Source organism: Streptococcus sp. SS-4456, from assembly GCF_036680365.1.
Taxonomy (GTDB): domain Bacteria; phylum Bacillota; class Bacilli; order Lactobacillales; family Streptococcaceae; genus Streptococcus.
Genome location: NZ_JAVIHI010000002.1, coordinates 88,440 through 101,208 on the forward strand (window position 1 = coordinate 88,440; position 12,769 = coordinate 101,208).

Annotated in this window: 12 protein-coding genes; 2 read left to right on the forward strand and 10 right to left on the reverse strand. The window is 47.2% G+C overall.

The window, feature by feature from the left end; translation table 11 throughout:
* The 6 genes from hrcA to RFK25_RS01100 form a co-directional block, all read right to left on the reverse strand.
* Complete coding sequence (gene hrcA, locus RFK25_RS01075) at positions 1-1,035, reverse strand: heat-inducible transcriptional repressor HrcA (RefSeq protein WP_044761805.1); 1,035 nt, start codon at positions 1,033-1,035, stop codon at positions 1-3.
* Positions 1,036-1,349: 314 nt separating this feature from the next.
* Positions 1,350-1,853: a DUF2812 domain-containing protein gene (locus tag RFK25_RS01080; RefSeq protein WP_332410791.1), complete on the reverse strand. Its 504-nt coding sequence runs from the start codon at positions 1,851-1,853 to the stop codon at positions 1,350-1,352.
* Positions 1,843-2,166, reverse strand: coding sequence for a PadR family transcriptional regulator (locus tag RFK25_RS01085; protein ID WP_044674326.1), 324 nt, complete (start codon positions 2,164-2,166; stop codon positions 1,843-1,845). The genes RFK25_RS01080 and RFK25_RS01085 overlap by 11 nt, the downstream gene beginning before the upstream one ends.
* 108 nt (positions 2,167-2,274) lie before the next feature.
* Entirely contained in the window at positions 2,275-2,970 is a 696-nt protein-coding gene (locus tag RFK25_RS01090) for a histidine phosphatase family protein (protein ID WP_024388169.1), read from the reverse strand.
* Positions 2,971-3,043: 73 nt separating this feature from the next.
* Positions 3,044-4,381, reverse strand: coding sequence for a PFL family protein (locus RFK25_RS01095; RefSeq protein WP_332410793.1), 1,338 nt, complete (start codon positions 4,379-4,381; stop codon positions 3,044-3,046).
* 11 nt (positions 4,382-4,392) lie between these two features.
* Positions 4,393-4,659 (reverse strand): ACT domain-containing protein, encoded by a 267-nt coding sequence (locus RFK25_RS01100; RefSeq protein WP_027972534.1) that lies wholly within the window; start codon positions 4,657-4,659, stop codon positions 4,393-4,395.
* A 256-nt stretch (positions 4,660-4,915) separates the two neighbouring features.
* On the opposite strand from RFK25_RS01100, the gene RFK25_RS01105 reads away from it, so the two are divergent.
* Both RFK25_RS01105 and RFK25_RS01110 read left to right on the forward strand, forming a co-directional pair.
* Positions 4,916-6,658: an ABC transporter ATP-binding protein gene (locus tag RFK25_RS01105; RefSeq protein ID WP_332410797.1), complete on the forward strand. Its 1,743-nt coding sequence runs from the start codon at positions 4,916-4,918 to the stop codon at positions 6,656-6,658.
* Positions 6,648-8,396, forward strand: coding sequence for an ABC transporter ATP-binding protein (locus tag RFK25_RS01110; RefSeq protein ID WP_332410859.1), 1,749 nt, complete (start codon positions 6,648-6,650; stop codon positions 8,394-8,396). Before RFK25_RS01105 ends, RFK25_RS01110 begins: the two co-directional genes overlap by 11 nt.
* 144 nt (positions 8,397-8,540) lie before the next feature.
* Here RFK25_RS01110 and fni read toward each other — a convergent pair whose 3' ends face one another.
* Genes fni through mvk form a run of 4 tightly spaced genes read right to left on the reverse strand, consistent with a single transcriptional unit; the run spans position 8,541 to position 12,683 of the window.
* Positions 8,541-9,638, reverse strand: coding sequence for a type 2 isopentenyl-diphosphate Delta-isomerase (gene fni, locus RFK25_RS01115; protein WP_332410799.1), 1,098 nt, complete (start codon positions 9,636-9,638; stop codon positions 8,541-8,543).
* Between the two features lie 10 nt (positions 9,639-9,648).
* Positions 9,649-10,728: a phosphomevalonate kinase gene (locus RFK25_RS01120; RefSeq protein ID WP_332410800.1), complete on the reverse strand. Its 1,080-nt coding sequence runs from the start codon at positions 10,726-10,728 to the stop codon at positions 9,649-9,651.
* A 1-nt stretch (position 10,729) separates the two neighbouring features.
* The gene (mvaD, locus tag RFK25_RS01125; RefSeq protein WP_332410802.1) at positions 10,730-11,755 is read right to left on the reverse strand and encodes a diphosphomevalonate decarboxylase; all 1,026 of its coding nucleotides are present in this window, start codon (positions 11,753-11,755) and stop codon (positions 10,730-10,732) included.
* Entirely contained in the window at positions 11,748-12,683 is a 936-nt protein-coding gene (gene mvk / locus RFK25_RS01130) for a mevalonate kinase (RefSeq protein WP_332410803.1), read from the reverse strand. Before mvk ends, mvaD begins: the two co-directional genes overlap by 8 nt.
* Positions 12,684-12,769: the final 86 nt, after the last annotated feature.

A 12,769-nucleotide genomic window follows, 5' to 3' on the forward strand; every position in this document is an offset into this window, starting at 1 on the left:
CTAATTTACCTCATAATGATTACTACTTAGATATCGGTAGTAATCGGTTAATTTCATAAATAGGACGCGGCTGATGATGTTGATTAAGCTCATCTGCCTACGATAGTCCATGTCAACAGGACCAAGCAAACTCATCTGGGCCATGCCCCGATAGGGGATTGGAAAGCGATGATGAATGACCGTCACATCCGCTAGGGCAGGATCCCTATGTTCCGCCACAGAAATGCTGGTCTGCTGGTTTGGCGCCAAGCCTTGCCGCAACTCTGGGGCTAATAGCTGTGGGCTATCCAAGAGCTGATAGGTGGCGAGATTGCCATAGGTCAGCGAAGCGACCTTTCCACTGATAAAGACTGATTCTTGGAAGAGATTGGAAAAAATATAGTCCATGAGATCCAAGACATTGTCCGTCGTGGTAAAGTAACGCTGCACCACCTGGGGAATCTCCGTCCGCAGCTTGTAGTGGATTGCCAAGACCGTCTGGTCAACGAAGCGTTCATCCACCAGGCGTTTGAGCACTTCCAAGTCCCTGGTCAAAAAGTTCTTGGGAATAGCAAACTGGACGGTGACAGGTTTGGACTGGTCCAGGGTTAAAACTGCCAAGGCATCGTGGCTACTGAGCTGCACGATGTCAAAGGAAGTCAACTGCTGACTGGTCGGCTCCACATCTAAGATGACCGAAGTGTAGCCTGTCAAGTCAGCTAGGACTGTACTGGCTCGCTCCAAGATGTCTTCCAGCTTGAAGGCTTCAAAATCGAAGGCCTTGACTACCTGATAAACATCTTCTTCATTGATGTGTTCCAAGTTAAGCGAGTGGTTGACAAAGTATTGAAAACCAGCCCGACTGGGCATCCGACCACTTGACGTGTGAGCCTTTTCTAGCAAGCCCAACTGCTCTAGCTTAGCCATATCATTGCGAATAGTCGCCGAACTAGAAGCAATCATCTCCTGCAAGGCCTTGGAACCAACTGGCTCATGGTGGCGCGTAAACAATTCAACAATCAGATTCAAAATATCATTTTGACGTTGGGTAATCATCTCCGCTCCTTTCATGAACACTGTTTTAGTTACGCTCAATGAAAATCGACAGTAGCCTAGGAAGCGAAGCCGAATGTAGAACTCTGCTACTTTCCTAACTCTAGGTAGCAGGCTGAAATCCTCCACTGGAGAATTTCACTCACACAGGCAAGCTGACAACGGATAGTGTTGATTTTTGAAGAGCGTTAGCACTCTATGATGTCGAGTGCTAATCACTTATACTCTCATTATACGCTGAAAAAATGGATTGTCAAGAGAAAAAGATAAAAAATTAGCACTCTTTTGCCTAGAGTGCTAAAAATCAGTCTAAGGACCTAGTTTCCAGTCTTCATCATCCGATAAAAACGCAAGCCAAGTAATAATAAGAGAGGTATATAAATAATAGAAATACCTAAGACAAAACCTGGACGCGAACCCAAACTTGTTCCCAGTAGAATGCCGTACAGTCCCAAAAATGGCAAATAGCGTCTTTGGAAGATTGTTTTCACAAACTCCACCTTACTTTCCCTATCACCATATAATTCAAGCTCTCCCACCTTCGCAGCTTTCCTAAAAATATTGAAATTTTGGCAGGATACGACAAACTCCCATCCATAATCCTCGTACATATGCAGATAGTTTTCTCTATCTTTATTTTTTGCTTCCTTAAAATCAACCTGATACACAACCTCTTCTGGCTGGCATTTTTCAAAATGATAAAAGAAGAGCCAGCTAATCTTAACTAGTTTCCACCCTTGTTGATGCATCTCACTGAGATAGTCTGCTTGCTGACTGAAATCTGTGATAAAAAATACCTTGCACTCTGTCCTAGTCTCCATAACTTTCTCCCTTACTATTTCGATAAAGACGTTCGATTCGAGCCAATTCTATGTCTAAAATTTCTCGACCTGTTTCTGTTATTTGGTAAAACTTTCGCTTGTCTTCTTCTCTGACAAAGGCAATCAAGCCGTCTTTCTCCATTTTCGACAGGGTACCGTACATGGTCCCAGGGCTAATCACGACCTGACCTGCCGTGACTTCCTTGGTCTTCTGGGTAATATCATAGCCATGCCGTTCTTCCTGTAAATGAAAGAGAATATAGAAGGCTGTCTCTGTCATCGGAACATAGACCCGTTTTAATTTGTCGTTCATTGGATCCCTTTCGTATTGATATACATCGAACTTCGATATATAAACTATATCGCATCTCGATATAGTTGTCAAGAAAAAAATCAGAGAATCCTCCCTGATTTTATATCTTTATTTCCCTTGGGCAATCAACTCTGCTCCACGTTTGCGGTAGGATAGGTCGCCAACTGCTTCAATTAAAAGCTTGCCATTTTCGTATTTGAGGACGGTGATTGAGCCGTTATCGAGGAAAACATTAGCCCCACGCTCTGGCTCTAACAGATGAGCCAGGGTGGCAATGGTCATGCCGTGGCTGACTACAAGGGCATTGCCTCCACCTTGTTTTTCCAAGTCTTGGGCGATGGATTCAAAACCTGTTAAGATTCGGTTGCTCAAAACCTCCCAGGATTCTGCCCAGCCAGCTGTGTCTGCTTCTTGGATACCTGCTGCGATTTCCGCAAAGGACATGCCTGTCGCATCAACTGTCCCTTTCAAACGAGGCAGGACCCCTTGGAAAAGCTCGGCATCGTACATGCCCTCGAAACTACCAAAGCACCATTCACGGATACGCTTGTCTTGGTAATAAGGAATTTTTCCTAAAATTCCCAACTCACGCTGGGCAATGGTCATGGTCTGAACGGTTCGCCCTAGATCACTAGATACAGCTAGTTTAAAATCAAGCCCTGCATCCTTGAGCCCCAAGCCCAATTCACGAATCCCTTCCTCACCAGCCTTGGTCAGCGGTGTATCACACCAGCCCTGCACACGTCCAATGGTATTGAACATGGTTTTCCCATGTCGAGAAATATATAATCTTACGTCTGCCATAGCATTCTCCTTGTCTTTTCTTACTATATAGTATAGCAAAAAACCGACTGCTTGTGGCAATCGGTCTACGTTTTTAGTTCTTAAAGCTGTGAATCGGTGCTGGAATCTGTCCACCACGGTTGATAAAGTCCACAGAAGATGCCTGATTGACCTTCATGACAGGAGCTGTTCCCAGAAGACCACCGAATTCGATCATGTCCCCTTCTTTTCCGAGCGGAATAATACGGACCGCAGTCGTTTTCTGGTTGATAACCCCAATGGCCGCTTCATCCGCAATCATAGCCGCAATGGTTTCAGCTGGCGTTGTTTCTGGAATGGCAATCATGTCCAATCCTACAGAACAGATGGCCGTCATGGCTTCTAATTTTTCAAGATTGAGGGAGCCATTTTGCACCGCTGCAATCATACCCTCGTCCTCAGACACAGGAATAAAAGCACCAGACAAGCCACCAACTTGGTTGCAGGCCATGACCCCACCCTTCTTCACTGCGTCATTAAGCAATGCAAGGGCAGCAGTCGTTCCGTGCGTACCTACGGTTTCCAAGCCCATTTCCTCCAAAACTCGTGCCACTGAGTCGCCAACGGCTGGCGTTGGAGCAAGGGACAGGTCCACGATACCGAACTTGACACCCAGGCGTTCACTGGCCATATTGCCGACCAACTGACCGATACGGGTAATCTTGAAGGCGGTCTTCTTGACGGTCTCCGCCACCACATCAAAGCTCTCACCACGCACTTTTTCAAGGGCACGCTTGACCACACCAGGACCAGATACGCCGACATTGATGACCACATCCGCTTCGCCGACACCGTGGAAGGCACCCGCCATGAAGGGATTGTCCTCGACTGCATTGGCAAAGACTACAAGTTTTGCCGCCCCCATATCAGAAGCCTCCGCCGTCTCCTTGATGATCCGCCCCATGTCCCGCACAGCCGTCATATTGATACCCGTCTTGGTCGAGCCGATATTGACCGACGAGCAGACCTTAGAGGTTTGGGCCAATGCCTGCGGAATGGAGTTGATGAGGATTTCATCTCCTTTTTGGTAGCCCTTTTGAACGAGAGCTGAAAAGCCCCCGATAAAATCAATTCCGATCTCATGAGCCGCCTTGTCCAAGGCATGAGCCAGGGGAAGATAATCCGTGGCATCTGTCGCCGCACCAATCAAGGCAATAGGCGTCACCGATACCCGTTTATTGACAATGGGAATGCCCAATTCTGCCGCAATCTCATCGCCGACTGCTACCAAGTTCTTGGCCTTGGTGACAATCTTGGTATAAACTTTCTCAGCAGCTTCCTCAATATCCGCATCGATACAGTCCAAGAGGGAAATCCCCATAGTGATGGTCCGAATATCAAAATTCTGCTCCTCAATCATTTCAATGGTTTCTCTAACCTGTCTAATATCCATGAAATCTCTCCTTACAAGTTGTGCATAGCATCAAAAATCGCCGCACTTTGAATGTTGATTTTCACATTCAAGCTTTGACCAAAAGCATCCAACTCTGAACGTAACTGAGTGAAATCTTTCTTCTCGTCTGACGACACCACCGCCATCATAGTAAAATACTCATCCAAAACTGTCTGGGAAATATCATCAATATTAAGCCCTAACTCCGCAATCTTGGTCGCAACACCCGCAACAATCCCTGACTTGTCCTTGCCGACAACTGTAACAATAGCTTTCATCTGAACACCTCTTCTAAATTTTCATTTATTTTATCATAAATACACAGAAAAAGGTACAAATCTTTTGATTTCTACCTGTATCGTACGTTTTTACAACTTCAACTGTTTCTTCTATTCGGCCACGGCTAGAGTTGCCTAGTTTTTAAGTTGCAAACTTTCTATTTCTACCAGTCTGTGATACACTAGTGTCACCGAATTCTATTATTTGTTGGTGGCGACAAGCTACCAACCTTTCTTTTGTTCAGAAAGGACACTTATGAAGATTATCAAGCAATTGTGGTGGTTCTTTTCCCTTGAGAAAAAGGCCTATCTGATTGGGATTTTATCACTCTGTTTGGTCAGCCTCCTCAATCTTCTTCCCGCTTCTATCATGGGGCAGTTAATTGACCAGATTGCCAGCAATCAGTTGACGGACAGCAACCTGCTACTCGGTGTCGCTGGGCTTGTTTTATCAGCCGTAGCTATGTACGGTCTTCGTTATGTTTGGCGGATGAATATCCTAGCGACCTCCTATCGGCTAGGAAAAATCATGAGGGCTCGGCTGTTTGACCACTTTATGCACCTATCTCCTTCCTTTTTTCAGCAACATCGAACAGGGGATTTAATGGCCCACGCGACTAATGACATCAATGCCTTAACACGACTAGCTGGCGGCGGTGTCATGTCCTTTGTCGATGCAACGGTCACAGCCTTGGTTACCTTAATCACGATGAGTGTGAGCATTTCCTGGCAGATGACCTTAGTTGCAATCCTACCCCTGCCCTTCATGACGCTCACTACTAATTTTTTAGGTCGTAGAACCCATGAAAATTTCAAGGCCTCACAGGCTGCCTTTTCAGAACTCAACAACAAGGTCCAGGAAGCTGTTTCAGGTATCAAAGTCACCAAATCCTTTGGCTACCAAGAACAAGAAACAGCTGCTTTTCAGGAAGTCAACCAAGCCGCCTTCTTGCAGAATATCAAAACCATGCGTTACGATGCCCTGTTCAACCCTGCCGTCCTCTTCTTCATTGGCCTGTCCTACCTACTGACCCTTCTGGTCGGCTCTCACTTCATCTCGCAAGGTCAGGTCAGTCTGGGCCAACTAGTAACCTTCATGACCTATTTAGATCTCCTCGTCTGGCCTCTTATGGCGATTGGTTTTTTGGTCAATATTAGCCAGCGTGGTGATGTGTCTTACAATCGCATCCAGACCCTTCTCAGCATTTCTTCAGAAGTCGTTGAAATAGACCAACCGCTGCCTGCACCGAGCAATGGAGAGCTTGTCTATGAGATTAGCGAATTTGCCTATGATAACATACCAGTCCTCCAAGACATCCAGTTTCACATCAAAAAAGGGCAGACAATTGGCCTTGTGGGGCCAACAGGCTCTGGGAAGACAAGCCTGCTCAAGCTCCTCATGCGAGAATACGATGTGATAAATGGACAGATCTTGCTCAATCAGGAAAACATCAAGAACTACAAGCTAGCTGACCTGCGACAGTTGATTGGCTACGTTCCCCAGGACCAGTTCCTTTTTGCGACCAGCGTGGCTGAAAACATTCGCTTTGGCAATCCAGATCTGCCTCTAGAACAGGTGGAAGAGGCTGTCAAAGCTGTCCATGTCTATGAGGATATCCAGGATATGCCGGATCGCTTTGACACCATGGTTGGCGAGAAGGGGATTTCCCTTTCTGGCGGACAAAAGCAACGCTTGGCCATGGCCCGTGCTATGATTCTCAATCCAGATATTCTACTCCTGGACGATTCGCTCTCAGCAGTGGACGCCAAGACAGAGCACGCTATTCTTGAAACCATTAAGCAAGAACGACTGGGTAAGACAACCATTATCACCGCCCACCGTCTGTCAGCCATTGTCCATGCGGATTTGATTTTGGTCCTGGAAGATGGGAAAATCGTAGAACGAGGTCGTCACCAAGACCTACTGGATGAAAAAGGCTGGTACTACGATACCTATATGATGCAGCAGTTAGAAAGTGAGGAAAGCGATCGTGACTAAGAACAAGCAAACCAGTGTTTTTTGGCGACTCCTGTCCTATCTTAAATCCTATCGACTGCTGACAATCCTTGCCCTCAGCTTTTTGTTGCTGACCACTCTTGTTCGCAGTCTAATTCCCCTTCTGGCTTCTTACTTTATAGACCACTATATTTCCTCGATTTCTGAGACTGCTGTGGCTATTCTAGCAGCCTACTTCGCCCTCTATCTGCTTCAAATGCTACTCCAGTATTTTGGAAATCTCTGGTTTGCTAAGGTTTCCTATAGCATTGTCAGGGATATTCGACAGGATGCTTTTGGGAGAATGGAAAAGCTGGGAATGGCTTACTTTGACCAGACTCCGAGCGGTTCCATTGTCTCGCGAATCACCAATGATACGGAGAGCATTTCAGAGATGTTTTCAGGGATTTTATCCAGTTTTATCTCCGCTCTCTTTATTATCTTCACCACGCTTTCGACCATGTTTGCTCTGGATTGGAAATTGACCTGTCTGATCATCCTCTTTCTTCCCTTGATTTTCGTCTTGGTTAATCAATACAGAAAACGCTCTGCTCCCATTGTGGCCAAGACCAGAAGTCTGTTGAGTGCCATTAACAGCAAACTGGCAGAGAGCATTGAGGGAATTCGGATTATCCAGGCTTTTTCTCAGGAGGACCGCTTAAAAGCAGAGTTTGAGGCTATCAACCAGGAACATCTGGACTATGCCAGTCATTCTATGGCCTTGGACAGTCTCTTTCTCCGACCTGCCCTGTCACTTGTTAAGATTTTGGCCTATGCCCTACTCATGACCTATTTTGGTTTGGACTGGTCACAGGCTGGCATTTCTGCTGGTCTTATCTATGCTTTCATCCAGTATGTCAATCGTCTTTTCGATCCCTTGCTGGATGTCACGCAGCATTTTTCCACCCTTCAAACCTCTATGGTATCTGCCGGACGGGTCTTTACGCTTATGGACCAGACTATCGAGGAGCCACTGCAGCTTGACCGAGGGGCCAAGATTGACAAGGGGCATATTGTCTTTGAGGATGTTTGCTTTTCCTATGACGGCAAGCGGCAAATTCTGGACAAGGTTTCCTTTGAAGTGAGACAGGGGCAAACCATTGCCTTTGTAGGTGCTACAGGGTCGGGCAAGTCCTCTATCATCAATGTCTTTATGCGTTTCTATGAGTTCCAATCTGGACGGATTTTGATTGACGGTCAGGATATTCGTAGCTTTTCGCAAGAAGAATTGCGGTCCGCGATTGGCCTAGTCCTGCAGGATCCCTTTCTATTTCATGGAACCATTGCATCCAATATTCAGATGTATCAGAATATTTCCCGAGAGGAGATTGAAGAAGCGGCTCGATTTGTGGATGCTGCTCCCTTTATTGAGAAACTTCCTGAGAAATATGACCACCTGGTCACCGAGCGGGGCACCGCCTTTTCGACAGGTCAACGGCAACTGCTGGCCTTTGCACGCACCATGGCCAGTCAGCCTAAGATTCTCATTTTAGACGAGGCTACCGCCAATATCGATTCGGAGACGGAGCAGACGGTCCAGACTTCTCTTGAAAAAATGCGAAAAGGGCGGACAACCATTGCGATCGCCCACCGCCTATCGACCATTCAGGATGCCGACTGTATCTATGTCTTGGATAAGGGAAAGATCATCGAGTCAGGCAATCACGAAGAACTCCTAGCCCTCAAGGGGCACTACCACCGCATGTACCAATTACAAGCAGGGCAGTTAGCAGCGACCTAAACACCACTCCATTACAAAAGCCAAGTTCACAAAGAACTCGGCTTTTTTCTTATTTACATTTTCAGAGTCTCTGTTGATTGAAGACTCCTTCCTATTGCAATCCCTGCACTTTCTTGTAGTCTGTCACAGTCATGCCTGTCCAGTTTATTTCAACCCTCGTGACCGACGGGCATAGGCTTTCCAGTCAATCCCACGCGCCTCGCACCAGTTTTGTACATTGGGAGCTAAGACCACATCTTTCTTGCGAAGTTCCGCAATATTCTTAGCACCCAACATGGTCATGATCTCAGCAATCTGCCATTGATAGGTCTTAATAGCTTGCAAGCCGTCGTCAAAACGATGCCCTTTTCCATCCTTGACATATTGAAGGAAATGATTGGACATACCAACAAGGTCTGCACCGAGGGCCAATGATTTAACAATATCTAGCGGTGTTTTAATACCACCAGATGCAATCAGGCTTGGACGTATATCCTCAGAAATAGACATAGCTTCCACCAAGGACGTTACGGTTGACTGACCCCACCCCTCTAAATAAGCATAGTCATTGAAGGTCCGACGGGCATTTTCAATCTTGGCAAAGTCCGTTCCCCCAGTACCAGACACATCGATGGTCTTGACGCCGACAGAAGCCAGCTGGGCGACAGTTTCACGGCTCATACCAAAACCAACTTCCTTGACGATGACAGGTACTTCCATCTCACGTACAAGGGTTTCAATATTTTTCAACCACATAGTAAAGTCACGGTCTCCCTCAGGCATGACAATCTCCTGGGGGGCATTGACATGGATCTGAATGGCATTAGCTTCCAACAAATCCACCGCCCGCTTGGCATTCTCCACACTATGATGGGCACCTAGGTTGGCAAAGATAATCCCGTAAGGATTTTCCCGACGCATCACGGAGAAGGTTTCCGCAACAGACGGATCTTTAATCGCCGCACTGACCGAACCTGAAGCCAGAGCAATATTCCCAAAATGCCCCATAATTCCCAAGAGACGATTGATTTCCCGCGTCTTCTTGCTTCCACCGGTCATGGCATTGATGAAGAAAGGAAAGGAAAAGTCCAAACCAGCTACACTGGTCGAAATATCCACTTCATCCACCTTGGTCTGAGGCAGGGAATGATGGACAAACAAGGTCTCCGTAAAGTCCTTGGCCGGCGTGGCACTATATTGCTGGTTGGCCAAGCCAACATGTTGATCCTTGCGGTCTAAACCAAATTCTCCTAGATAAAACATAGGGTTCTCCTTATTCTTTACTTGTGATCTTTAGTTGGAGTGGTAAAATGCCGGCTTGTTGCCAAGCCTTCTCAATCGCTACTTTTTGTTCCGTACTGTCTACCAAGCAAATGCCGCAGTCACCACCACCTGCACCAGATGACTTGGCCACCGCTCCATAAGTCTGGGCCAGGTCACAGAGTTGGCTCAGTTGAGGCGTTTCAATGACCAAGCCCATTCCTCTCGCAAAGTCTTGTAAGAGCCTGCGATTCTGAGCAATGGCCTGTCTAGCAACTGTTCGATTGCCTGTTTGACAAGCTACTATCAACTGCTCTACACAGGTCTTAGAGTCGGCTAGAAACCGGCTATGAATTTGCTCTTTTTCTGCCTGACTTTTTTGGCTTTCCATCTGGGAAACTAGACTGTCCGTCGAAGCCGCCGATCCTGTCCATCCCACCAAGAGGTCTAAGCCTTCAGGTAACTGGATAGGGCTGATAGACAAACCTTGCCAATCACTTTCCACCAGTTCCAGCAGGGACAGCTCTGCCATTTTCCCTAAAAGCCAAGAACGGTCCAGGGAATGATAGGCGATCAAGCCACCAAAACTGGAAGCCGCCAAATCTCCGAAGGAACCTGTCATGCCTAGCTTGGTCTGGGCCAAGGCTGCCAGCTTGTAGGTCAGGAGGGCATCTGGTCGGTGACCGTAGTAGGTCAACAGAGCCTTGACCGTCGCAACCGTTACAGCACCAGAGGAACCCAGACCGTACTTGGCACCAGAAGCCTGGTCATCCAGGTCGGACTGGACAGATAGGCTATAGGTTCCATGACAAGCATAGCCCTTGGCTGTCAGATAGGCTTCGGTCACCTGCATGGCTGATTTAATCAGAGCATAGGGATGGTCATCTTGGATGAAAATCTCGTTTCCCTTACGCTCCCAGGTCAGATAAAGATCTGCATTTTGACTGGAATGAAGACTGCCTTGGTCACTTGTTTCAATGGTGACGGTCAGGTACTGGTCAAGGGCTGCAATCACCGCAGGATAGCCTGCCTCGACGACTGCATATTCTCCTGCTAGAAAGAGTTTTCCTGGTATCTTTACTTGCACTTTCATGCTAGATTCCCTTTTCAAATGCTGCTTGTGAGGTCTGCCACTCGTCTTCACTGAGGACGTAGGCAGCAGGACCAGGCTTGCTGGTGATGATTTTCTCTCTTGGGAAAACTTTGGCCAATTCAGCTACTAGCTCATCCATTTGACTTGCTCGGCAGAGGACCTTGACATTTGGTCCTGCATCCATGGTCATGTAGGCTGATAAGCCAGTTGCTTCACGAACCTGACGGACTGCTTCTTGAGCCACTAGGCTATCAGCTGACCAGTAGGTAAAGGGTGGATTGGCAGAGAGCGTTGTTGCGTGCATCTTCATGCCATTGTGTTCTGTGATTTGACCAAGTTTTTCAAAATCACGGTTGGCAATGGCTGCCTTGATGTCCACCAAGTCTTGCTTAGCGGTTTCTACCCAGGCTGTGTAAAATGGTGAGGTGGCAACTGTGTGGTCCATTCCCTCTCGACTGGCAATCTTTTTCGGTCCGGTATTGACCGCCAAGACGACCATGCCGATATCCCAATCCGCATCATCAATGGGGTGAGCCAAAGAATCTTCCGAACCTGTTCCCATGTCCCACTCAACAAAGCCACCGAATAGGCTACGGGTACTAGAACCTGATCCCCTACGGGCTAAGGTTGATAGGGTGGCTGGTGACAAATCTAAATCCAGGGCTGTTGCGGTTGCAAGTGCAAGGGCTGCGAAGGCTGATGCTGAGCTGGCCAAACCAGCCGCAGTCGGAACAAAATTTAGACTTTCTACTCGGGCAAATACCCTTTCACCTATATATTCGCAAAACAAATCCAAAAATCGAGAAATTTTTAAAATTTCTTTTTCTTTTTGTAAAATCCCATTGAGATAGAACTCATCAGCAGTTAATTCTGGGTCAAAAACAACCTTGGTATCCGTATAAAATGCGTCAAGGGTCAGGGATAGACTGGAATTCATAGGTAGGAATAATTCCTTATCGCGTTTTCCCCAGTATTTAATCAAAGCAATATTGGTATGGGCACGGGCTATGCCTATTTGTTTAGTCATTGGTTTCTCCTAAGTATTGTATCCAGGTTTGGCGGGCACCTGCCTGGGAAAGGATGTGTGCAAGATTTTGGGCATCCTGGGCTGTTTTGGCTAGGGCAATCATGCAACCGCCTCGTCCGCCACCGGTTAATTTGGCTCCGAGGGCTCCACTTTCTTGGGCAAGGCTGACTAGCTTATCCAGGCTGGGATCAGACACACCTATTTTTTGCAGGAGGGCATGAGCTTGGTTCATTCTGCTGCCTAGAAGCTCTGCCTGGTCTGTGGCTAAATCTTCCTTGGCCTGTCGGGTCAAGTTACCCAGTTCTTCTACTAGCTTGACGGCCTCTGGCTTTTTCTCCAACAAATCCGCCACGTCTGAAATGGCTTCTAAGGTGTTTCCCGTCACACCAGTGTCAGCCACCACCAAATAAGCGTGGAGTTTAAGCTCCAGGGGTTGAATAGGCTGTTGCTTGATAAAAAAGACGGGGGACTTGCCGCTGGTGGTCGCCGCATCGATGCCTGATGGATTGCCGTGAGCAATTTTTTCCGAAGACTGGACGATATCCCAGAGTTCGCTGTCGGTCAGTTCTTTTTTATAGTAGGCAAAGAGGGCGCGTGCTACTGCAACTGCCACGGCTGCACTGGAGCCCATGCCGCGCTCGGCAGGAATGGTGGAGCTGATTTCGATGTGAATAGCCGGATCTGTCGGCGCGCCGATACGGTAGAGGGAAAAGCGAATGGCATGCTTGAGGCTTTCCCAGATTTTTGGCATCTTGTGAACCAAGCCTTCGTAAAAGTCACAGGCCACACTCAAAGCCTGACCCTGCTCCCTTACCTGAGCGGTAATTTCAACAGCAGAAAAAGGCATAGCAATTGCTGGCTGACCATAGACAACCGCATGCTCGCCCATCAAAATGATTTTTCCATTTGCTCTTCCTACTACTGACATACTTTTCTCCTTATACAATCACTACTATTATACCACTTTTACATAAGAATAATACACACGAAAACAGCCGACCGCAGTCGACTGTT